This is a genomic window from Streptomonospora wellingtoniae, assembly GCF_031845375.1.
GTDB classification, from domain to species: domain Bacteria; phylum Actinomycetota; class Actinomycetes; order Streptosporangiales; family Streptosporangiaceae; genus Streptomonospora; species Streptomonospora wellingtoniae.
On record NZ_JAVREK010000017.1, the window covers coordinates 12,309 to 34,065 of the forward strand.

Below are 21,757 nucleotides of genomic sequence, written 5' to 3' on the forward strand. Positions count from 1 at the left end.
GTGTGCCTGCTCAACGGGCGCCGCGGCGCCGCCGACGACCGCGGCAGCGTCGAACTGGCCATCGCCACGCCCCTGATGATGCTGCTGGTCCTGCTCGTGCTGCAGGCGGCGGTGTGGGCGCACGGAGACCACGTGGCGGGCAGCGTCGCCCGCCGCGCGGTCGAGGCCGCCCGCGCCGTGCAGGGCGACGGCGCCCAGGCCGAAGCCGAGGCCGCAGCGGACAGCCTCGGCGGCAGCCTGCTCTCCCACCGCAGCATCGCGATCGAACGCGGACCGGAGAACGTGCGGGTGGTCGTCGAGGCGGAGGTCCCGTCCCTGATCCCGGGCATCAGCTGGCCGGTGCGCCACGAGCTGACCGCGCCCACCGAGCGCTTCGTCGAGCCCGAGGGCGGCGGAGCCCCGGGGGCGGCGGACACCGGGGGAGGGCCGCTGTGAGCCCGCGCGACGCGCAGCGCGGCTCGATGGCCGTGGAGCTGACCATCCTCACCCCGATGCTCATCCTGTTCGCCATGCTGATGATCCTGGCCGGGCGCGTCACCCGGGCCGAGGCCACCGCCGACGAGGTCGCCCACGCCGCGGCGCGGGCCGCCTCGATGCAGCGCTCGACCGCCCGAGCCGAGGCCGCGGCCGCCGAGACCGCAGCGGCCGCGCTGGACAGCCACGGGCTCGCCTGCTCCGAGTACACGCTCACGCTGGACCACGGCGGGCTGGCTCCCGGCGGCGCCGTCACCGCCGTCCTGGACTGCCATATCGGCCTGGGCGACCTGAGCGGGCTGGCGCTGCCCGGCACCCACACGGTCGAGGGCGAGGCCACGGTGGTCGTCGACACCTTCCGGGGGCAGCCGTGAGCGCCGCAGCGGCCGCGCGCCGCACCGCCGGACCCGCGCGCGGGCCCGGCAGGCGGGCCGCGCGCTCCGAGGGCGGCCAAGCGACCGCGTTCGTCGTCGTCATGACCGCGGCCTTCCTGCTGTGCCTGGGGTTGGTCTTCGACGGCGGGGGCGTGCTCCGCGCCCACACCCGGGCCGACCTGCTCGCCCAGGAGGCCGCCCGCGCCGGAGTCCAGCACATCGACTGGGAGGCCTACCGCGCCGGATCCCGGCAGGTGGACCTGGACCCGATCGCCGCGGGCGCGGCCGCCCGGGCGTTCCTCACCGACTCCGGCACCACCGGAACCGTCTCCGTCGAAGGGGACACTGTGACCGTCACCTGCTCGATCGGATACGACTTCGCGCTCCTGCCGATCGGCTCCACGACCGTGGAGGCGACCGCGACCGCACGCCCCTACAACCGACCCGTCGCGTAGCGAACCGTGGAGGCGACATGAGCACCTTCCGCCGATTGAGCGCGCTGCTGCTCGCCTCGGCCGTCCTGATCGGGATCCCCTACGTGCTGCTGTGGCAGCTTCCCTGGCCGCAACCGGACCTGAGCTGGGAGAGCGTTGTCGTCCACCTGCGCAGCTTCGCGCTGCCGCCGGGGGTGCCCACGGCGCTGCTCATCGTTGTGCTGTGGGCGGTGTGGGGGCTGTACGGAGCGGCGCTCGGCGCCGAGGCGCTCGCGCGGGCGCGCGGCGGCGGGCTGCGGTTCCGCCCGCTGGGCCCGATTCAGGTGGTGGCAGCCACCGCGCTGGGCGCGACCGTCGCGGCTCCCGCGAGCGCCTTGGCCGACACGGTGCAGGTACAGGACGTCGAACCGGGCACGCAGACCGACGACGAGAGCCCGCCGGACACCAGGGGCCGGGAGGACACGCCCGACGGTGCGCCGCAGACCCCCGCCGCCGACTCCGAATGGACCGCCGAGCGGTCCCGCACGGTGGCCGGTTTCGCCTTCGAGTCGGCCGCGCTGAGCGACCCGATGCGCCAAGACCTCGACGGCGTGGCCGACATGGTCCGCGATTTCGGCCGCACCGGCGCCCCGGTGCGCATCAGCGGCCACACCGACCCGTCCGGCCCGGACGCGGTCAACCGGGAACTCTCCCGAGAGCGGGCGGAGAGCGCGGCCGACTACCTGCGCCAGCGGCTCGGCGACGACGCGCCCGAGATCGAGACGGAGGGCGCCGGATCCCGGCAGCAGCGCGACGGGGACGCCCAAGCGCAGCGCCGGATCGAGATCGCCTATGAGGTCGCCGCCGTCGGCGGGAACGGCGGCGCCGACGCCGCCGGTACCCAGGCCCCGCAGGACGGCGCCGAGGGTGCGGGCGATTCGGTCGGCCGGAACCAGGACGCTCCGGCGGGCGGCGACCACGGTGCGGGCGGCGGCGGAGAGCCGGGCGCGGACGCGCAGGCGGCGGGAGGCGGCGACACGGCCGACGCCGCCAGCGCGGCGGGCGCCCCCGCCGGAGCGGCCGCCGCGAACGGGCAGGACACAGGCGAGCAGGCGGGTGGCGAGGCCGCCGGCGACGGCACCGCGCCGGCGCAGAGCACGCCGGTGGTGATGGTGGAGGTTCCCGACGCGGCCACCGCCGGAGCGCTGGCCGTCGCGGGCATCGTGGGCGGCTACGCGGCGGGGCGCCGGGGGTCCGGCGTGCCCCGGCTTCGGCTGACGCTGCCGAAACTGCGCCGGAGTCCGGGCGACAGCGAGCGCCGCGCCCTGCCGCCGATCCCTCCCCGGCCCGAACCGGCTCCCGACATCGACGAGCGGGTTACGGTCGAACTGGACCACGTCCCGGGGATCGGCCTGACCGGACCGGGCGCGCGGGCGGCCGCGCGGCGGCTGGTCGTCAACGCGCTGGGCGACCCGGCGGAGCGGCCCGCCCGCGTCATCATGACCTCGACCTACGCGGTCCAGCTGCTCGGTCCCGAAGCCTACGGAGTACTGCAGGCCCACCCCTGCGCGCCGGTGCGGCTCACCGACTCCATGGAGGAGGCCCTGACCGAGCTGCAGCGCGAACTGCACGATCGCGCCGCCGACCCGGGCACCCCCTCCGAGGGGCAGCCGCTCGTGCTGCTGACCGACAACGACGCGCGCCATGAGACGGCGCTTTCCGGCCTGCTCCTGCACGGCCGTCGGAGCGGGATCACGGCTGTGCTGACGGGTCGCTGGCCCCTGGGCGGAAGCTGCCACGTCTCGGCCGACGGGCTGATCACCGAGACCAGCCCGCCGCTCAGCACCCTCCACCACGCCTCGTGGCCGGGGTCGCAGCAGAGCGAGGTGGCGGCCGCCGTTCGCGCCTACCGGCACGCTCAGCCCGCGCAGCGCGCGACCGCGAGTACCCCGCCCGCCCCCCGCGCGCTCGACGCGCCGTTCGCCGAGGCGACCGAGGCGGCGGCCGATGAAGCGGCTGCGGCGAGCGCCGCGCCGTCGGCGCTGCAGGAGCCCGAGCGGCTCGAAGCCGACCGGCAGGCGGCGCAGCAGGACGCGGCGCAAAAGGACGCGGCGGCAGAGCGCGACTCGCAGGCGGAGGAACCCGCGGCTCCCGCCAAGCCGGCGAAAGCGGGGAAGGCGCGCGCAGCGGGTGCCCGCGCGGCCGCGGACGGGCACCGTGAGCGGCAGCGGCGCACGGAGCGGGTGACCGATCTGAGCGGGTTCACCGCAGCGCTGGCGCCGGGGGGCCGACCGGGCGGAACGGCCGGGGCCGGGGACGGCACCGAGGCGGTGGCCGGTGCGGGTGCCGAGCACGCGGGAAGCGGAGCCGCGGCGGAGTCCGGCGGTGGAGTGTCCGGCACCGCCGCCCCGGCGGAGGGAGCCGACGCGGGCGTCGTCGGCGCCGGGTCGAAGAACGCCGGTGCCGCGGCCGCAGCGGGCGCGGACGAGGCGCCCGACACGGCGAAGGCGTCCTCAGGCATCCCGGCGGACACCGCGGGAGTCGCGGACACGGCGGCGCCCCGAGTGGCCGACGCGTCCGGGCAGCCGGCCGAGGCCGCTGCGCGGTCGTCCGCCTCGGGCGCGGCCGAGGACGCGGCCGACCGCGGCGCGGACGTGCAACGGACTCCCGCGGGCCCGGTGTCCCGACTGCCGCGCAAGGGCGCGGCGCCGTCGGGCGATGCCGCGCGCGGGGCGGAGCCCGCCGCTCCCGAGGAGGCCGCGGACGAATCGTCTGCCGTGGTCGATGGGGCGGGCAGCGCGGAACGGCCGTCGCACGGGAACGGCGCCGGACCCGGGCCCGACCGGGCCGGGCCGGGGGCGGCGGTGCCGGTCGGGCCGGTGTCCCGGCTGCCGCGAAGGGACGCGCCCGCGCCCCCGGCCGCCGGTGCCGCCGCCGCCGCGGACGACGCGGCCGAGGCGGGGTCCGCCGCGGGCGGTGGCGACGACCGGCCGCAGGAGCCGGAAGAGTCGGCCCAGCCCCTTCGCCCCGCACGGCCCGGTGGGGGGGCGGAGCAGGACCCGTCGGGCACCCGGGGCTCGGGCGGCGCCGGGAAGCGGGCGCAGGACCCGTCGGGCACGTCGGGCCGGGGCGCCGCCGGGAAGCGGGCGCAGGACGCCACCGCTCGGGCGGCGCGGGTGCGCCGCATGCGCCTGGCGAAGTCCGGTGGCGCCGCGCACGACCAGACCGCGGCGGCAGGAGCTGCGTCGGGCGATGGCGCCACCGCCGCGGAGGCGTCGGCTCACATCGAAACGGACACCGGACCGGACGCAGGGCCGGGGACCGGAACGGCCGCGTCCGCCGCAGCCTCCCTCCCGGCCGATCCGGGCGAGGGCGCACGGCCCGCCCGACGGTCCGACTCCGACCGGACCCGCCGCGACGGCTCCGGCGGAGGAGGCGCCTCCCCGCGCCCCCCGGCGGCCGAGGCATCCGCAGAAGCCGCGGACGCGCCGGAGCAGCCGGACGGAGCCGTCCGGCAGGACCCGGAAGCCGCCGAGGACGGCTCCACGACCGGAAACGAGGCCGAGATGCAGCGCCTGCCCCGCAAACCGCGCAAGGCGGGCCGCGGCCGCAACTGGCGCCCGCGCGAGACCACCTGAGGGCCCCGTCGATCTTGTAGCCATCGTGAAGGGCGATTTCCTCTTGCGATGGCTACGAGTCAGTCGACGGTGCCGGGGCCCGGGGGGCCGTCGGCGGGTCCGGCGTGGGGCGGGTTCGCGGGTGCCGCCGGGCGAGTAGGGTATCCACCGGCCGCCGCCGCAGTGGCCTCCCACTCGCCCGCCCGGTCGACCGCGCCGCCCGTTCGGCCGGCGCCGAGCCGACCCCCGTGCGCGTCCGGCCGGTGCCGCCGCCGCGCGCCGTCGCCGCCCCCGCGGCGCGCCGTGTGCGGCTGTGGGCATGCGCACAGGAGAACGGCCGCGCGCACGGGCACGTACCGGGCCCGTCCGGCCACCTCTCGTGGTTTGCCCGCGATGACCTGCGGCGCTCGCCCGCCACTCGCTTCAGGGGCTTGCGTAGTGGGTGGGGCGGTCGTAGGTTAACCACAACATCTAGTGCTTGCATTGGAATACGCAGCCTAGAAATTGTGCTTTAGTAGGTACGTGATCCTCGTGGATCGCCTGTCGCGCGGGCGGTCCCGAACGGGGGTCGGCCACCGGAGCGCCCGCCGGACGGCGCATCCCGCGAAAGCGGGCCGCGCTGAGCAGCGGCCGTCCGGGGCCGGGAGGAGTCAGCCATACCGGGGGAGGTGCGTCGGCGTGCATTGTCCGTTCTGCCGCAAACCGGACTCCCGGGTGATCGACAGCCGTTCGGCCGAGGACGGCTCGGCCATCCGGCGGCGGCGGTCCTGCCCGCAGTGCGAGCGCCGCTTCACCACGCAGGAGACGGTCCTGCTGATGGTGGCCAAGCGCTCGGGTGTGACCGAGCCGTTCTCGCGGAGCAAGATCGTCGCGGGTGTGCGGCGCGCCTGCCAGGGCCGGCCGGTCACCGAGGACGAGCTGGCCCAGCTGGGGCAGCGGGTCGAGGAGGAGATCCGCTCCCAGGGCGTGGCCGAGGTGCCCGCACACGAGATCGGGCTGGCGATACTGGGCCCTCTTCGCGAGCTCGACGAGGTGACCTACCTGCACTTCGCGTCCGTCTACCGCGGCTTCGAGTCGCTGGCGGACTTCGAGAAGGAGATCGAGCTGCTGCGTGCGGGGCGCGAGCGCAGCGGGCCGGAACAGGAGCGGCCGGCCGAGGACGGAGAAGAGGAGTTGGGCTGAGCAGGACTGGGCCGCGGAGAACGGCCGAGGCGAGCACGACGCACCGCATCCGGCGCCGGGCGGATGGGTGCTTGAACCGGGTACGCGACGAGGAGCAGGGGGAGCGAGATGACTGAGACCGCTAGCGGGGCGGCCCGCAAGGGGAAGGACCGCCGAAAGGGACTGAAGATGGAGCGCATCTTCACCCGGCCCGGCGTCCACCCCTACGACGCGGTCGAGTGGGAGCGCCGAGACGTCGTCATGACGAACTGGCGCGACGGCTCGGTCAACTTCGAGCAGCGAGGCGTGGAGTTCCCCGCGTCCTGGTCGATGAACGCGACCCAGATCGTCGCCAGCAAGTATTTCCGCGGCGCGCTGGGCACCCCCGAGCGCGAGTGGAGCCTCAAGCAGCTCGTCGACCGCGTGGCCGGCACCTACACCGGGACCGGCAAGGCCGGCGGCTACTTCGCCACCGACGAGGATGCCGAGATCTTCGACCACGAGCTCAAGCACGCTCTGGTCAACCAGTACTTCAGCTTCAACTCCCCGGTCTGGTTCAACGTCGGAACCGCCTCGAAGCAGCAGGTCTCGGCGTGCTTCATCCTCTCCGTGGACGACACCATGGAGTCGATCCTCGACTGGTACAAGGAAGAGGGGATCATCTTCAAGGGCGGCTCCGGCGCGGGCGTGAACCTCTCGCGCATCCGCTCCAGCCGGGAGCTGCTGACCTCCGGCGGCACCGCATCGGGTCCGGTGTCGTTCATGCGCGGCGCCGACGCCTCGGCCGGGACCATCAAGTCCGGCGGCGCCACCCGCCGCGCCGCCAAGATGGTCGTCCTCGACGTCGACCACCCCGACATCGAGGAGTTCGTCGAGACCAAGGCGCGCGAGGAGCACAAGATCCGCGCCCTGCGCGACGCCGGGTTCGACGTCGACCTCGGCGGCGCCGACATGTTCAGCGTCCAGTACCAGAACGCCAACAACTCGGTGCGGGTCTCCGACGCCTTCATGCGCGCCGTGGACTCCGGCTCCGACTTCGGGCTGACCTCCCGCACCACCGGCGAGGCCGTGGCCACCGTCGACGCCAAGAAGCTGTTCGCGAGCATGGCCAAGGCCGCATGGGAGTGCGCCGATCCCGGTATCCAGTACGACGACACCATCAACGACTGGCACACCGCGCCCGAGAGCGGGCGTATCACCGCGAGCAACCCCTGCTCCGAGTACGTCCACCTGGATAACTCGTCGTGCAACCTGGCGTCGATCAACCTGCTGAAGTTCCTCGACGAGGACGACGGTTTCGAGATCGCCTCCTTCGTCAAGCTGACCGAGCTGATCATCACGGCGATGGACATCTCTATCACCTTCGCCGACTTCCCCACCGAGAAGATCGGCGAGACGACGAGGGCCTTCCGGCAGCTGGGTATCGGCTACGCCAACCTCGGTGCCCTGCTGATGGCCACCGGCCACGCCTACGACTCCGACGGCGGCCGCGCCGTGGCCGGCGCCATCACCTCGCTGATGACCGGCACCGCCTACAAGCGCAGCGCCGAGCTGGCGGGCGTCGTGGGCCCCTACGAGGGCTACGCCAAGAACTCCGACGCCCACAAGCGGGTCATGCGCAAGCACGCCGCCGCCAACGACGACCTGCGCACCGTCGGCGCGATGGACCGCGCCATCGCGGCCGCGGCCACCACGTCCTGGCAGCAGTGCCTGAAGACGGGTGAGAAGAACGGCTGGCGCAACGCCCAGGCCAGTCTTCTCGCCCCCACCGGCTGTCTCACCGGCGACTCCATGGTCACCACCGACCGCGGGCTGGTCCGGCTTGCGGAGCTCGGCGACGTCTACGGTTCCCAGTGGCAGGACCTCTCGGCGGAGGTGTCCACGGACGAGGGATCGCGCCAGGCGACCCGGTTCTTCGTCAACGGAGAGGAGCCCACCCGGCGCATCGTGACCGCAGGCGGGTACAGCATTCAGGGCACCCTCACCCACCGGATCAAGGTCGTCTCCCCCGCGACGGGCGCGTGGGAGTGGAAGCGGTTCGCCGACATCGCACCCGACGACGTGGTACCGGTCCAGATGGGAACGCTGGTCGGTCAGCCCCGGCGGGTGCCTCTGCCCGTGCTGGACCAGGCCTACTACTCCGGCGACCGGGATGTGGTCGTTCCGGACTCGGTGGACGAGGAACTCGCCGAACTCGTCGGCTACTTCATGGGCGACGGCAGCCTGCACGCCAAGGGGGTCCGCTTCTGCGTCGCGGACACTGACAGCGATGTGGTCGAGCGTCTGCGCATCCTGGGCAAGGGGCTGTTCAACCTCGTCCCTGACGTGTCGCAGCGGCAGGGCTATCAGGAGGTGACGCTCCAGTCGGTCCGCCTGGCGCGGTGGTGGACGGCCGCCGGGTTCGCCAAGGACCTGCCCGGCCAGGACCACACGGGCAAGGGCTGGACCCCCCGGGTGCCGTCGAGCATCCTTGAGGCCAACGACCCGTCGGTCTACGGCGCCTTTCTGCGCGGCCTGTTCGAGGCCGACGGCACCGTGCTCGAAGGCGTGCCGAGTCTGGCCACGGCGAACGAATCCTTCGCCGGAGAGGTCCGGACCCTTCTCCTCGCTCTCGGTATGGCGACCACGACTCGTATCACGCAGAGCGGCTCCGGCGGTGACTGCCACGTGGTTCGGCTGCGCAACGTCGACCACGCGCTCCGCTTCGACGAGACCGTCGGTTTCATGGGCGATCGCAAGAACGGGCTTGTGGTCGCTCTGGACCCGCAACGCTCGGCCAAGGGCGACCGGATCATGCTGCCGGGGCAGGTCTGGGAAGACCTGGTCCCGGCCGGGCACCCCGAGCGTGACAGCATTCTGCAGTCTCTGCGCAAGCACGGCGGCGTCGCTCGCCAGTCGGCCGAGCGGATCTATGCCGAGACGCTGGACATGCGGCTCGGGCACGCTCTTGGCTACGTATTCGAGCGGGTCGCGGAGAACCGGGACGGCGGTGTGCAGCCGACCTACGACATCTCCGTCCCCGACAACGTCACCTACGTGGCCAACGGTCTGGTCAGCCACAACACCATCGGATTCATGATGGATTGCGACACAACGGGCATCGAGCCCGACTTCTCGCTGGTCAAGTACAAGAAGCTGGTCGGCGGCGGGTCGATGCAGATCGTCAACCAGGCCATCCCGCGGGCGCTGCGCAACATCGGCTACCAGGAGGAGCAAGTCGAGGCGATCGTCGAGTACATCGCCGAGCACGGCCACGTCGTCGACGCTCCCGGCCTGCGACCGGAGCACTACGAGGTCTTCGACTGCGCCATGGGCAAGCGCTACATCCAGCCCATGGGCCACGTGCAGATGATGGCGGCGGTGCAGCCGTTCCTCTCCGGCGCGATCTCCAAGACGGTGAACGTGCCCGAGGAGGCCACCGTCGAGGACTTCGAGCACATCTACTTCCAGGGCTGGAAGCTTGGCCTCAAGGCGCTGGCGGTCTACCGGGACAACTGCAAGGTCGGCCAGCCGCTGTCCACCTCCTCCACCGAGACCAAGGAGAAGGAGCAGGACAGGCCCGAGCCGGAGGTCATCGAGGTCAACCGCCCGGTGCGGCGCCGACTGCCCAAGAAGCGGCCGAGCGAGACGGTGTCCTTCTCCGTCGGCGGCGCCGAGGGCTACATCACCGCGGGCTCCTACCCGGACGACGGCCTCGGCGAGGTCTTCATGAAGCTCGGCAAGCAGGGCTCCACGCTCGCCGGGGTCATGGACGCGTTCTCCATCGCCATCTCCATTGCGCTGCAGTACGGCGTCCCGCTGGAGACCTACGTCGACAAGTTCACCAACATGCGCTTCGACCCGGCGGGGATGACCGACGACCCCGACATCCGCATGGCGCAGTCGGTCGTCGACTACATCTTCCGCCGCCTGGCGCTGGACCACCTGCCCTACGACGAGCGGGCCGCCCTGGGCGTCCTTTCGGCGGAGGAGCGCCGCGCCATGGCCAACGGCGAGGACCCCGCCCAGGTCGCGGCCCAGGTCGAGTCCTACGCCCAGTCCGCGCCGCTGACCCCGGCCGAGAGCGCGGCCGAGGAGCAGGACGAGCGCCCCGGCGGCGCCGCGGCGCAGGAGCGGGACGAGCCGCACACGACCACCGAGCTGGTCGAGCGCAGCCAGGGCTTCGTGGCCGACGCCCCGCTGTGCGTCACCTGCGGCACCAAGATGCGGCCGTCGGGCAGCTGCTACGTGTGCGAGGGCTGCGGCTCCACCAGCGGCTGCAGCTAGAACTAGGCAGAGTTGCATTCGATGCAGCATTCGCCCTAGCAGAGTGACTGCGTAATAGCAGTCCAGAAGGGGGATCCGGTCGCGGCCGGATCCCCCTTCGCCGTTGCTCCCGAAGCGAAGCGCCGGGGGCCCGCCGCGCCCCGCGCGCGGCATCGGTGCGGCGAACCGGCGCCCCCGTCGGAGACGCCGCCTCTCGCCCCTCTACGCCGTGAAGAAGTCGGCGAGGGCGCGGGCGACCAGGCCGGGCGCGTTCTCCATGGGGATGTGCCCGGCTTCAGGGATGCGTACCAGCGTGGTCTGCGGGATCTCGGAGGCGAACCGCTCGGCGTACTCCACCTTCTGGAACCCGTCGTCCTCACCCCAGACCAGCAGCTTGGGCACCGCGGACCGCCTCAGCGCGGGAACGAGGTCGCGGGTGTAGCGGCTGTCGGCCGCGCCCGCCAGGGCCATCCAGGAGCGGCGGACGCGGGCAGCGGTCCACGGGTCCAGATACTCGACGATGCGCTGCTCTGTGGCGGCACCCGCCAGCGCCGCCGCAACGACCCGGCGCCGGGCGGCGAGGAAGTCGTCGGCGGTGGTCGCCGCGACGACCTCGGGGTCCCGGTACCGGGCCACTCCGGGCACCGGCCACGAATCGTAGGTGACCGAGTTGACCAGGGCCAGCCGGGGCACCTCCAGCCGGTCGTGGGCGAGGAGGTGCTGGGCGACGCCGCCGCCGATGTCGTGGCCCGCCACGGCGACGGGCCCGGAGATCCCCAGCGCGGCGGCGAACCGCGCCACCCAGTCCGCCAGGTTTGGGACCGCGGCCGTCTCCAGGGTGAGCTCGCCTTCCGAGCGCCCCAGTCCGGGGAAGTCGACCGCAACGGGCCGCAGCCCCGCCTGCGCGAGGCGGTCCAGGACCGGGAGCCAGACGCGGCTCCAATACGTTCCGTGCAACAGCAGTGCGACCGGGCCGTCCTGCTCCACGGTCAGGTAGCTGGTCGCCTCGCCGTCGACCTGGACGGCGGTTCTCACAACGCGCGAACGCGGGGTTTCACTCATAAGGACCACTCTGACCGGAACCGGCCGTCCCGCCGAGAGTCTGGAAAGACACCCAAGGGTACTTTGTGGCCATGCGCCTCCATCGGGTGGTGGCCCTGGTCAGCCCGCCCCAGTCGTCCTTCGAACTCGCCTGCGCCGCCGAGGTCTTCGGCACCGTCCATCAGGGCGTGCCGACCCGCTACAGCTTCGGGGTCTGCGCCGAGCGCCCCGGACCCGTGCAGACGACCGCGGGCTACACGATGCTCGTCGACGCGGGGCCGGCGGCCCTGCTTGAGGCGGACACGGTGGTCGTCCCCGGCCGGCAGCCGCCCGGCGCGCCGGTACCGCCGAGTGTCACCGAGGCGCTGCGGGCGGCCCACCGGCGCGGGGCGAGGATCGTCGCCATCTGCACGGGGGCGTTCGTCCTCGCTCAGGCCGGACTGCTCGACGGCCGCCGCGCCACGACCCACTGGCGCCGCGCCGCCCGGTTCGCCGCCGACTTCCCGGAGGTGCGGGTCGACCCCGACGTGCTCTACGTGGACCACGGCGACGTTGCGACCAGCGCCGGAACCGGCGCCGGCATCGACCTCTGCCTGCATCTCGTCCGCTCCGACCACGGTGCGGCGTACGCAGCGCAGGTGGCCCGGAACATGGTCCTGCCGCCGCAACGGGAGGGCAGCCAGCTCCAGTACGCCGCACAGCCCGCACCGCCCGTACGGGCGGGTGCGGACGAGTCGTTGGCGCCGCTGCTGGAGTGGGCCGCCTCCCGGCTCGACGCCCGGCTGACCCTCGGTCGCCTCGCCGAACGCGCCGGGCTGTCCAGCCGGACGCTCGCCCGGCGCTTCTCCGAACAGCTCGGGACCAGCCCGGGGCAGTGGCTGCTCGGCCGGCGCCTCGACGCAGCGCGGGTCCTGCTGGAGCAGACCGACCTGCCGGTCGAAGCCGTCGCCGCCCGGGTCGGACTCGCCTCGGCGGTCAACCTGCGCCGCCGCTTCAAGACGCATCTCGGCACCACGCCCGGCGCCTACCGGAGGGTCTTCAGCGAGACCTGAGGGCCAAGGCGGCCGCGGCGCCGTGCCTGCGGCCCGGTTCGGGCGGGACGCGAGGGGTGCCAGGGGCGCGCAGGGCGGGGGAGTGCCGCTGTCACCTGGGTTCCTTGCGTCGAGGTCGTCGGCTCTCTAGCATCGGGGGCCACAACCGACCGAAACCAACCGTTCACACACAAAACAGTATTCAGGTGCAGCACAAAGGCGCCCGTTGACCTGGGGTATCCCTGCGGTCCTCCTGGTAGCGGTCGGTCGGCGGTCCGAGCGGGCCGACCCGCGGCGGTCGAGCGGGCCGCGCGGGTTCGGCCGCCCCTCGCAGGGCCACCCGGCCACAGGCGCCCTCGCCGTGCCCCCACACACCTGGACAGGATCCGAGCGTCTTGCTGACTCCCTGCCCCGAGGAAGACGAGATGGACAGCATCCAGCCCCGCCCCGGCACCCGCGCGCCGGCTCCCTCCGGCGCTCCGGCGCACCCCGCCTCCGCGGCCCCTGCTGCGCGCGGCCGCCGCCCCGACAGCCGCGCCCCCCGACCGCACCCGGGACCGCCGACGGCGCCGGGATCCTAGTCCTAGACCGGGCCGACACGCCCCACACGCCGCGGGCTCCCCCGAGAGCCCGCTCCGCGCGGCCGCCGATCCGGCCCCGACCGCCGGGGCGGACACGGCCGCACCCCCTGCGGACGGCCGCCGCCTGCCCGCGCATGCGCGGCGCCCGCCCGCCCAACCCCGCAAGAAGGGAATCCACATGTTCGACCGACGCTCGTTCCTGCGCGGCGCCGGAGGGGCCGCCTTGGCCGCTCCGATACTCGGCTCGGCCGCATGCGGCGCATCGACCGGTGGCGCCAAGCTGACCGCCGGCGACAACGCCGCCTCCGCCGGCGCGCTGCCGGTGTCCTTCACCAATGAGAGCGGCTACCCCGACAGCGCCGTGCGCCTCTACATCGTCGGCACCGACACCGCCTCGGGACAGCAGGGCCGGGTCAAGTCCGACGGCACCTTCGCTCCGACCCGGCTCTCCGACAACACCGACGGCGGCTACACCGACTACTCCATCCCCCTGAGCGAGGCCGGCGGGCTGACCCTGCCGTTCATGTCCGGGCGCATCTACCTCGCGCTGGAGGACAAGCTGCGCTTCAAGGCCGTCGAGGACGGCAACGGCAACCCCGCCCTGCAGTACCCGGCGGGGTGGGTGGAGTCCGACCCCAGCTTCGGTGTCCTGCACGACACGGTGGAGTTCACCCACAACGACACCGGCATGTACTGCAACACCTCGATGGTGGACCAGTTCAGCGTTCCGCTGGCCATCGCGCTCAGCGGGGAGCAGGAGCAGTCCACCGGCCGGCTCAAGGCCGGCGGGCGCGACATGATCTTCGATGCCATGCTCAACGATCCCGACTACTCCCCGCTCGTGGTCGGCGACCGCCGCCGGGTGATCGCGCCCGGGCACGGCATCGACTCCGGCCGCTTCGCCGCCGACTACTTCGACCCCTACATCGAGCAGGTGTGGTCCCGTTACGGCGGTACCGACCTGAAGGTGACCACCAACGCCGGCACGTTCACCGGCCGGGTCGACGGGTCGGGGCAGTTGGCGTTCGACGGCGACGTGGCGCCCATCGCCCGGCCCTCCACCCGCGACGTGTTCTTCTGCGACGGTGCTCTGGCCGCCCCCAACGACGGCATCACCGGGCCGGTCGCGGCGATCCTGGGCGCGGCGTTCAACCGGGCGACGCTGCTGGACACCGCGGACCACCCGGTGAGCGAGGCGTCGGCCTTCTACAACGCCGACATCCACAACAAGTACGCGGCCGTCTTCCACGAGGCCACCGAGGACGGGCGCGCCTACGGGTTCGCGTTCGACGACGTCTCGGGCTTCGCGTCCTACATCCAGGACCACGCCCCGGCGTCCTTCGAGGTCTCCCTGACCCCGTTCTAGGCACCCCGTCCCCGCAGTTGCCGCAGGGCGGATCCCCGGCGGGCCAGAGAGCGCTCTCTGGCCCGTCGGGGCCGACGAGTCCGATTAGCACCCGTGCTCGGGGGGTAACCCGTGGTCACCCTTCGCGAAAAAGGTGGCCGCATGCTGATCGCTGAGATTCTGCGCAACAAGGGCTCCGGCGTCGTGGCCGTGAGCCCCGGGGAGTCGGTGGCCGGCCTGCTTACGCGGCTGGCGGCACACAACATCGGCGCGGTGGTGGTGATGCACGACGACAGGGTGGTCGGCGTCGCCTCCGAGCGCGACATCGTGCGCGCGCTCGACCGGCGCGGCACCGGGCTGCTGGGGGAACCGGTCTCCGAGATCATGACCACCGGCGTCGTCACCTGCACCACCGACGACACCGAGGACACGCTCACCGTGCTGATGACCGAGAACCGCATCCGCCACGTCCCGGTCCTCAACGGTGGCGAACTCGTCGGCATCGTCAGCATCGGCGACGTCGTCAAGAGCCGCATCAGCCAGCTGGAGCAGGACCGCCGCCAGCTGGAGGCCTACATCACCCAGGGCTGAACCGCCGGGTGCGGGCGGCGGTCGCCGACCGCTCACCGCACAGCGGCGGTGCCGGGCCCGGCCGCCTCGCCGCGCGCCGACCGCGCTGTCAGGAGCGCCTGCGCCGCCGGTCGGCGACCACGTGGGCGGCGGCGCCGGTGGCGGCGGTCACCGCCAGGACCGACGGCCATGCGCCCAATTTCTTGGCCAGCGGGTGCGAGAGGCCGAACGCCCCGGTGTAGACCGCTGACAGCGCGGTCGCCGCGGGCAGCCCGGCGCTGCGCCGCCAGCTCGCGAACGCCCCCGCGCCGCAGACGGCCAGTACCGCGCCGCCCAGCTGTCGGTTGCCGGTGGCGCGCGCGACGCTGTACCCGCCGATCAGGCCGGCGGTGGTCAGCAGGCTGCTGGGTACCGAAACCATCGTCCATCTCCTTCGTCCGGCGGCCCGGGAGGCCAAAACCCCGTTGATCTTGTAGCTATCGCAAACGGAAATCGTTTTCCTTCACGATAGCTACAAGATCAACGGTGAAGTCCCGCCGACGCTACCCCTGCGCGGCCCGGACCCGACGCAGGGTCCTGCAGTGCGCGCCCGAGCAGGCGGCGGTGAACCGCGTGCGGCGGCGCCGGGGGCCGCGCCCAAGGGCGGCGGGCCGTAGCGGCGCCGGGTGCGCCGCCGGTCGACGAGGCGTCTGGCCTGGCCGGATCCGGACACGCATTTCGGCCATGGATAGAAGATGGTTATCGTCCGGCCACAGTTCGGCACCTGGCCGTATGGGACGATGCCTGCACTCTCAGCAGGAGCCGCGGAACCGCAGAGGCGATGCCCGCGTCGAATCCGCAGTTCCGCAACCAGCAAGGAGTCGATACCTATGTCCTTCGCGCAGACGGTGCGCGGAGCCGCCTCCTCCATCGCCCAGAGCGGCGACCCACGCGAGGCGGTGTCCGGCGCGCTCGGCGATGCGGCGGAGGGGTTCGGCCTCGATCCGGGCGACTTCCTGGCCGCTCGTGACCAGGGCGCCTCGGTGGGAACCCGCATCGAGCAGCAGAGCTCCTCCCTCAACAACGCCGGCGAGGCGCTGAACCGCAGCTCATACGAGCGAGCCTCCGGCGGCCCGGTCCACGTCATCTGCCCCATGGTCATCCCGCGCGGGCGCACCTTCACCACCATGCTGCCGGTGATCCTGCTGGTCGTGGTCGGCGTCGTCGGCCAGGTCCTCACCTTCCCCGTCTCGGCGTTCACCGGCCCCCTGCTCAACCCGTTCTTCGGTGTGCACTTCTGGGTGGTCCTGCTGCTGTTCGCGGCCTTCATGTGGTGGCGCCAGGGCATGGTGATGGTGCCCGACGGCTGCGCCGCGCTGATCACCCGCTTCGGCAAGCTGGAGCAGGTCGTGGGCCCCGGCCGCGTCACCCTGCTCAACCCGTGGAAGCGGGTCTCCTACATCGTCAACACGACCCGGGAGTACCCGTTCAACGCGCCGATCCGCGAGGCGCCCACCAAGAGCGGCGTCCAGGCGTCCATCGACCTGTTCGTGCAGTTCAAGATCGAGGACCCCGAGCAGTTCATCTTCGTTCTCGGCGCGGTGCAGGGCTTCCAGGAGAAGCTCAACAACGCCATCAGCGAGGTCACCCGCAGCCTGATCTACGACCAGCAGGCGTCGGAGATCTACGACATGGTCGGCGAGAACACCGCGCGGCTGCTGGAGCAGCTCAACCAGCAGTTCCTGCCCGCCGTGCGCCTGACCAACGCCAACATCACCCACGCGGAGCCCGGCAGCAAGGAGTACCGCATGGACCTGGCCGCGCCGGAGATGGTGCGCGTGGCCAAGGAGGCCTACACCTACGAGTACGAGCTCCAGCTCCGCAAGGAGCAGAACGAGGGCGACCTCAACAAGGAGCTCGCCTCGCTGAACGAGACCCTCTCGGCGATCCAGGCCGACATCGCCCAGTACCAGGCGCAGATGGACACCGCCCTTGAGCGCGAGACCAATCGGGCTCGCGCCCAGGCCCGGCAGCGCTTCGTCGAGGCTGAGAGCACCGCCAATGCCAACGCCGCGCTGCTGGAGGCCCAGGCGCTGGACATCCGCGCGGTCAGCGCGGCCGAGGCGCCGGAGATCCTCAACTACCGCTACCAGCAGGACCTGCTGGACAAGCTGGAGTCGGTCGCCGACAGCCTTCCGCAAGTGCTGCACATCGGCGGCGGCGACGAGACCAGCGTCGATTTCCTGCGCGTGGCGCAGGGGATCATCGGCGAAGCCGAGTCCAGCCTGTTCACCGACGACGACATGGCCGCCATCCGCTCCCGCCTGCACGAGATCTCCGACCGCATCGCCGAGCGCGAGAGCGAGATCTCCCGGGTGCTGGAGGAGGACGAGGAGACCGTCGAGCCCGCGCAGCCCGAAGAGGTCCCCAACGCCGACCGGATCGAGGAGATCCGCCAGTCGGTCAGCGACGAGACGATCGACGACCGGCTCAGCTCGGTCTCGGGCGAGGAGCCCGGGGGCGGCGCGTCTGCTCCGCAGTTCGGCGGCTCCGCTCCGTCGGCGCCCGCCGGAGGGGCGCCGAGCCGCACCGAGCGGCAGGCGCCGCAGCCGGGGGAGTTCCCCTCGCCTGACGGACCGCCCGCGCCGCCGTGGTCCCAGCCCGGCACGGACGAGGGAGGCAACCGATGAGCCAGCACCAGCCCGAACCGGGCACCGGCGGCTCCAGCATCAAGGAGGCCCTGGCCTCCTGGAACGACATCGCGCGCTTGCTGCGCGGCGGCGACCAGGGCGCGCTGGTGCCCGTGGTCATCCCGCGCGACAGCCGCGGCCTGAAGTGGACCGCGCTGGTCTGGTTCGCCCTCTACATGCTGCTGACCGCGCTGCTGCTCGGCGTGGTCGGCGGCCTCCTCCTGTCGTGGGCGGCGATTCCGGCGTTCGCGCTCGCGCTGGGCGCGCTCATGCTGGGCCTGCTGTGGTGGTGGCGCTCCTCGATCGTGGAGATCGAGCAGGGCACCGTCGGCGTGCTCACCAAGTACGGCGCCGTCGCGGGCCAGCTCGACCCGGGCCGGCACTACCTGTGGCACCCCTGGTCGCGGGTGGACTTCGTCGTCGACATCTCGACCGAGATCCCCTACACCGCGCCCGTGCTGGCCTGCCCCACCCACGAGAACGTGCCGCTGAAGTCGATCGAGTTCTTCCTGAAGTTCCGCATCACCGACGCGGTCGCGTTCGTGCGCGGCATCGGCGCCAGCAACTTCGACCTGGTGCTGTCCAACGCCGTGCAGGATGCCATCCGCCAGCGCAGCCGCCAGGTGCTCACCGAGAGCGCCTACGACCTGCGCGGCTCCGACGTGGCCGACATGCAGGAGCTGCTCAACCGCCAGCTCAGCCGCTACGGCGTGCGCATCATGGGCTGCAACATCCCCGACGTCCAGCTGCCCAACCAATACCAGCAGCACCTGGCCACCCGGGAGCGGGTCTCCAAGGAGCTGGTGGCCTACGAGCAGGAGTGGGAGCTGACCCGCAAGCGGCGCATCGACACCCTGCTGATGGACATCGAGCGGTCCAAGAAGACCCGCGACGCCAAGATCGTCGAGGTCAACGCGGCGCTGAACAAGGCACGCAAGGACGTCGCGCAGATGCTGGAGGAGCAGGAGACCGAGGCGCAGCGCGTCCGCTTCGAGATCGAGACCCGCGGCAAGTCCGACCTCGTGGCCGCGCAGAACGAAGCCAAGGCGCAGCGCCGACTGGCGACCTCCTACCGCGACAACCGCGCGGTCCTGCGCTACGAGCTGGCCAGGCGCCGCCTGGACGTGGGCGCCACGCTCGCCGAGCACGCCCCGCAGCCCGTGGTGGTGCGCACCGACGGCCAGAGCGGCGACGCCTCCGCGCTGTCGACCCTGCTGCTGGCCCAGATGCTGCCGGGCCTGGGCGGCGGTGCCAAGGGCGGCGGCAAGCGGCGGTCGCTGGGCTCCGCGGACGCCGGCGACGCGGCCGACGCGGCCGACGACGCCTTCCAGCAGGTGCAGGGCGCCGTCGCGGCGGCGGCCGAACGCGGCCAGCAAGGCGGGGACCAGTCCTCCGGCAAGGGCGGCTCCGGGGGCGGCCGCGGCAAGGGCGGCGGCCGCCGCTGAGGTGCGGCGGCTCCGGTCACCGGAGAGCACGAGGGGGAGGCGGCGCGCCGCCTCCCCCTCGTTCGCGTTCCGCCCCGGGCTCGCCGGACCGGCCGGCGCCGGGCGCGGGACCGCCCCCGTACATCGGGCCCCGCGCCGCGGGCCGGCGCTCAGGCGGCGTCGGCCAGTTCGCCGTAGCCGCAGTCGATGTCGACGCCGTGCCGCGCCGCGATCTCCACCAGGTCCTCAAGCTCGCCCGCCTGCAGCAGGCACAGGTCGGCGTCCCCGTGCTCGCGGGCCTCCTGCAGCGCGCTCACGGCGTCGTAGATCCGCAGATGCAGCGTCGTCATGAACTCGTTCATCGCAATCTCCCGTCCCTGAGGAGAAACTGTCAGATCCCTGTCTATCGGCGCCGGATAAAAGCAGGGTGAGACAGAGCCCGCGGAACCGGAAATCCCGGGCGTGAGGAGAAGCACGGCGGTTCGGGGAACCCGCGCGGCGGCCGGCGGACCTTGCGCGGGCGGGCGCCAGCGCGGTCAGTACTCGGTCCAGGAGTACCAGGGGCCGCTGATGTGCTCGTAGACGACGCCGCCGTGACCTTTGACGAACACGTCGGTGGGAAGCATCTCTCCGCTGTAGGCCAGCCCGGAGGAGTCCAGAAGTCCTGCTCCGCGCACCGTATAGCGCGTGACGCCGTCGCCGGTCACCGACACCGACTGCAGCGGGTACAACCCCGCCCAGGTGTCGAGGGGAGCCGTGGTGGCGGGCTGGGTGGTGGCGGCGACATCCCTGAGCGCGGCGGCGGAGGTGTCCACCCGCGCCTGGAGGGGGACGTCGGTCACCGACAGCACGATGGCCGCGGCGGCGACCAGCGGTGCGGTGACCCAGCGCAGCCAGTAGCGGGCGATCATCGGGCGGGCGATGCTCAGCGCGATCCCCAGGCGCAGCGCGCCCATGGCCGCGAGCAGCGCGCCGCCGCCCATGCCGAGCACGAAGGTCGGCAGGTGCCCGCCGGGAACACTGTCCTCGTACAGCAGGACCAGACCCACGACCACGCAGGCCGGTATGTACAGGCGCCCGGGGGGCCGCGAGGCCCACGAGGCGATCCGTTGCCGGGGAGTCGGCGGATGGGCGATCTCGATGAGCTTCGCGACCGAGCCCTCATCGGCGGCGGACATGCGTGGATATACCCCTTCGGTCCGTGACACAGGCCGACCGGAGGGGGTGGGGGCCTCCGTCGGCACCGGGTCAGATACGGGAGGGCCGCGGCGACTCGACCCTGGCTCCAGGATAGGGGAGTGGCGGAGCTTCCTCAGGCCGTCTGCCGATCCGCTCGTCGTCGGGATCCGCTCCCGCGCCGCCCCGCAGGCGCCTCTGTCGGCGGCGCGCCAGCAGCGCGTCGAGCGAGATCCGGCCCGGTGTCAGCGCCCCCAGCAGGCACACGGCGGCCAGCACGATCCACCACGGCGCCGAGGCCCCCTCCGGCCCGGCGGCGCCGAGGACCCCCGGCCCCGCCGGCGGTCCGGGCACCCGCAGCGCCGCCAGCGGAGCCGCCGCGGCCAGGACCAGCCCGGCCGGCCGCGCCGCAAGGCCCACCGCGAAGGCGGCGGCACACGCCAGTACCGCGCCGGCCGCAAGATCAGGGTGCGGCCCGCCGGTCAGGGCCCCCAGGCCCATGTGGCGGAGATCCACCCGGCGGCGAGCCGCCCTCCCAGCGCGGCGGCGTCCAGCAGCGCCGCGCGCAGCGCACCGCCGCCGCGCCGGACCCACGACCCCGCGCCGCCCGGCGGTTCTCCGGCGCCGCAGAGCCGCTCGCCGGCCGGCGCGGCTCGCTCGGCCCGGGCACAGCGGTCCGCGTGCCCGGCGCGGGCCGCTGCCGGGCCCGATCGGCGGTGTCCTCTGCTCAGCTCCATGCGTCCTTCCTCGGCGACCCGGGGTTATGCGGAAACTACCGACGGCGACCGTGCATGGCACTGCGTAACACGCGGCGGTCCCCCGAAAACCCCTGCGGCATCCGGCCGCAAAGGTGTGGCGGCCGCGGGCGACGCTCTAGGCTTGACCCGTGGCTGAGACCGCTGAGACCCCCTCGACCCGCCCGTCCCCGGCCGCCTCCATCGCGACGGCCGCCGACCGGGCGCCCGTGCCCACCTACGACCTGGAGCGCGAGCTCCGCGCCGAAGGTGCCGCGTGCGTGGCCGGAGTCGACGAGGTCGGCCGCGGCGCGTGGGCCGGCCCGGTCGTAGTCTGCGCGGCGGTCGCCGACGGCACCGGCCCGCCCGACGGGCTCACCGACTCCAAGCGGCTCACACCCCAGCGGCGCAGCGGCATGGCCGAGGCGCTGCAGGGCTGGGTGCGCGACCACGCGATCGGCAGCGCCTGGCCCGGCGAGATCGACGAACTGGGCATGACCCGCGCACTGCGCCTGGCGGCCACCCGCGCACTGGAGGGCCTGGCGCTCACGCCCGACGCCGTCATCCTCGACGGCAAGCACGACTTCCTGGGCGCCCCCTGGAGCGTGCGCACCCGCATCCAGGCCGACCTCTCCTGTGTCGCGGTCGCCTCGGCCTCGGTCCTGGCCAAGGTGCACCGCGACTCCTACATGGGCCGCCTGCACCCCGAGTTCCCCGCCTACGGCTTCGACACCTGCGTCGGCTACCCCTCACCCGTCCACCGCGCGGCACTGGCCGAGCACGGCCCCACCCCCCACCACCGGATGACCTGGTCCTACCTGGACGCCCTGCCCAAGTGGCGGCACCTGCGCAAGCTGCGCCCCGACCCCGCCGGCCAGCTGCCCCTGCTGTAGCCGGCCAGG

The 21,757-nt window shown here is 73.1% G+C and carries 18 protein-coding genes; 12 read left to right on the forward strand and 6 right to left on the reverse strand.

Features of this window, described 5'->3' with window-relative positions; genetic code table 11:
• From RM446_RS16020 to RM446_RS16045, 6 genes are all read left to right on the forward strand, one after another.
• Positions 1-435 (forward strand): TadE/TadG family type IV pilus assembly protein, encoded by a 435-nt coding sequence (locus tag RM446_RS16020; protein WP_311546112.1) that lies wholly within the window; start codon positions 1-3, stop codon positions 433-435.
• Positions 432-848 carry a TadE/TadG family type IV pilus assembly protein gene (locus RM446_RS16025; RefSeq protein WP_311546113.1) on the forward strand — a complete coding sequence of 139 codons (417 nt, stop codon included), beginning with the start codon at positions 432-434 and terminating at the stop codon, positions 846-848. Before RM446_RS16020 ends, RM446_RS16025 begins: the two co-directional genes overlap by 4 nt.
• Complete coding sequence (locus RM446_RS16030; protein WP_311546114.1) at positions 845-1,303, forward strand: TadE/TadG family type IV pilus assembly protein; 459 nt, start codon at positions 845-847, stop codon at positions 1,301-1,303. Before RM446_RS16025 ends, RM446_RS16030 begins: the two co-directional genes overlap by 4 nt.
• 17 nt (positions 1,304-1,320) lie before the next feature.
• On the forward strand, positions 1,321-4,899 hold the full coding sequence (locus RM446_RS16035; RefSeq protein ID WP_311546115.1) for an OmpA family protein: 3,579 nt from the start codon (positions 1,321-1,323) through the stop codon (positions 4,897-4,899).
• Positions 4,900-5,556: 657 nt separating this feature from the next.
• Positions 5,557-6,060 (forward strand): transcriptional regulator NrdR, encoded by a 504-nt coding sequence (nrdR, locus tag RM446_RS16040; RefSeq protein WP_311546116.1) that lies wholly within the window; start codon positions 5,557-5,559, stop codon positions 6,058-6,060.
• A 108-nt stretch (positions 6,061-6,168) separates the two neighbouring features.
• Positions 6,169-10,305, forward strand: coding sequence for a vitamin B12-dependent ribonucleotide reductase (locus tag RM446_RS16045; RefSeq protein WP_311546117.1), 4,137 nt, complete (start codon positions 6,169-6,171; stop codon positions 10,303-10,305).
• Between the two features lie 201 nt (positions 10,306-10,506).
• Here the strand turns inward: RM446_RS16045 and RM446_RS16050 are convergent, their stop codons facing one another.
• Positions 10,507-11,346, reverse strand: coding sequence for an alpha/beta fold hydrolase (locus tag RM446_RS16050; protein ID WP_311546118.1), 840 nt, complete (start codon positions 11,344-11,346; stop codon positions 10,507-10,509).
• Positions 11,347-11,417: 71 nt separating this feature from the next.
• Here RM446_RS16050 and RM446_RS16055 point away from each other — a divergent pair, with 71 nt between their 5' ends.
• From RM446_RS16055 to RM446_RS16065, 3 genes are all read left to right on the forward strand, one after another.
• A complete protein-coding gene (locus tag RM446_RS16055; RefSeq protein WP_311546119.1) occupies positions 11,418-12,377 on the forward strand; it encodes a GlxA family transcriptional regulator in 960 nt (319 codons plus the stop codon).
• A 738-nt stretch (positions 12,378-13,115) separates the two neighbouring features.
• Positions 13,116-14,303, forward strand: coding sequence for a beta-1,3-glucanase family protein (locus RM446_RS16060; RefSeq protein WP_311546120.1), 1,188 nt, complete (start codon positions 13,116-13,118; stop codon positions 14,301-14,303).
• Positions 14,304-14,444: 141 nt separating this feature from the next.
• Positions 14,445-14,873: a CBS domain-containing protein gene (locus RM446_RS16065; protein WP_311546121.1), complete on the forward strand. Its 429-nt coding sequence runs from the start codon at positions 14,445-14,447 to the stop codon at positions 14,871-14,873.
• An 88-nt stretch (positions 14,874-14,961) separates the two neighbouring features.
• On the opposite strand, the gene RM446_RS16070 is transcribed toward RM446_RS16065, so the two are convergent.
• Positions 14,962-15,273 carry a hypothetical protein gene (locus tag RM446_RS16070; RefSeq protein WP_311546122.1) on the reverse strand — a complete coding sequence of 104 codons (312 nt, stop codon included), beginning with the start codon at positions 15,271-15,273 and terminating at the stop codon, positions 14,962-14,964.
• A gap of 448 nt (positions 15,274-15,721) precedes the next feature.
• On the opposite strand from RM446_RS16070, the gene RM446_RS16075 reads away from it, so the two are divergent.
• Positions 15,722-17,521, forward strand: coding sequence for an SPFH domain-containing protein (locus tag RM446_RS16075; RefSeq protein ID WP_311546123.1), 1,800 nt, complete (start codon positions 15,722-15,724; stop codon positions 17,519-17,521).
• On the forward strand, positions 17,518-18,966 hold the full coding sequence (locus RM446_RS16080) for an SPFH domain-containing protein (protein WP_311546124.1): 1,449 nt from the start codon (positions 17,518-17,520) through the stop codon (positions 18,964-18,966). Before RM446_RS16075 ends, RM446_RS16080 begins: the two co-directional genes overlap by 4 nt.
• A gap of 149 nt (positions 18,967-19,115) precedes the next feature.
• Here RM446_RS16080 and RM446_RS16085 read toward each other — a convergent pair whose 3' ends face one another.
• From RM446_RS16085 to RM446_RS16100, 4 genes are all read right to left on the reverse strand, one after another.
• Positions 19,116-19,307, reverse strand: a complete 192-nt coding sequence (locus tag RM446_RS16085) for a hypothetical protein (protein ID WP_311546125.1) — start codon at positions 19,305-19,307, stop codon at positions 19,116-19,118.
• A 174-nt stretch (positions 19,308-19,481) separates the two neighbouring features.
• Positions 19,482-20,123, reverse strand: a complete 642-nt coding sequence (locus tag RM446_RS16090) for a hypothetical protein (RefSeq protein WP_311546126.1) — start codon at positions 20,121-20,123, stop codon at positions 19,482-19,484.
• Between the two features lie 70 nt (positions 20,124-20,193).
• Positions 20,194-20,622, reverse strand: coding sequence for a histidine kinase (locus RM446_RS16095; protein WP_311546127.1), 429 nt, complete (start codon positions 20,620-20,622; stop codon positions 20,194-20,196).
• Positions 20,604-20,858 (reverse strand): hypothetical protein, encoded by a 255-nt coding sequence (locus tag RM446_RS16100; protein WP_311546128.1) that lies wholly within the window; start codon positions 20,856-20,858, stop codon positions 20,604-20,606. The genes RM446_RS16095 and RM446_RS16100 overlap by 19 nt, the downstream gene beginning before the upstream one ends.
• A 200-nt stretch (positions 20,859-21,058) precedes the next feature.
• Between RM446_RS16100 and RM446_RS16105 the strand changes: the two genes are divergently transcribed.
• Positions 21,059-21,748, forward strand: coding sequence for a ribonuclease HII (locus RM446_RS16105; protein ID WP_311546200.1), 690 nt, complete (start codon positions 21,059-21,061; stop codon positions 21,746-21,748).
• Positions 21,749-21,757 lie beyond the last annotated feature (9 nt).

Excerpts from the sequence above, each read along its gene's own strand:
- RM446_RS16035 (WP_311546115.1), top strand. The coding sequence starts at position 1,321 with ATGAGCACCTTCCGCCGATTGAGCGCGCTGCTGCTCGCCTCGGCCGTC.
- RM446_RS16045 (WP_311546117.1), top strand. The coding sequence starts at position 6,169 with ATGACTGAGACCGCTAGCGGGGCGGCCCGCAAGGGGAAGGACCGCCGA.
- RM446_RS16050 (WP_311546118.1), bottom strand. The coding sequence starts at position 11,346 with ATGAGTGAAACCCCGCGTTCGCGCGTTGTGAGAACCGCCGTCCAGGTC.
- RM446_RS16055 (WP_311546119.1), top strand. The coding sequence starts at position 11,418 with ATGCGCCTCCATCGGGTGGTGGCCCTGGTCAGCCCGCCCCAGTCGTCC.
- RM446_RS16060 (WP_311546120.1), top strand. The coding sequence starts at position 13,116 with ATGTTCGACCGACGCTCGTTCCTGCGCGGCGCCGGAGGGGCCGCCTTG.
- RM446_RS16065 (WP_311546121.1), top strand. The coding sequence starts at position 14,445 with ATGCTGATCGCTGAGATTCTGCGCAACAAGGGCTCCGGCGTCGTGGCC.
- RM446_RS16070 (WP_311546122.1), bottom strand. The coding sequence starts at position 15,273 with ATGGTTTCGGTACCCAGCAGCCTGCTGACCACCGCCGGCCTGATCGGC.
- RM446_RS16075 (WP_311546123.1), top strand. The coding sequence starts at position 15,722 with ATGTCCTTCGCGCAGACGGTGCGCGGAGCCGCCTCCTCCATCGCCCAG.
- RM446_RS16080 (WP_311546124.1), top strand. The coding sequence starts at position 17,518 with ATGAGCCAGCACCAGCCCGAACCGGGCACCGGCGGCTCCAGCATCAAG.
- RM446_RS16085 (WP_311546125.1), bottom strand. The coding sequence starts at position 19,307 with ATGAACGAGTTCATGACGACGCTGCATCTGCGGATCTACGACGCCGTG.
- RM446_RS16090 (WP_311546126.1), bottom strand. The coding sequence starts at position 20,123 with ATGTCCGCCGCCGATGAGGGCTCGGTCGCGAAGCTCATCGAGATCGCC.
- RM446_RS16095 (WP_311546127.1), bottom strand. The coding sequence starts at position 20,622 with ATGGGCCTGGGGGCCCTGACCGGCGGGCCGCACCCTGATCTTGCGGCC.
- RM446_RS16100 (WP_311546128.1), bottom strand. The coding sequence starts at position 20,858 with ATGGAGCTGAGCAGAGGACACCGCCGATCGGGCCCGGCAGCGGCCCGC.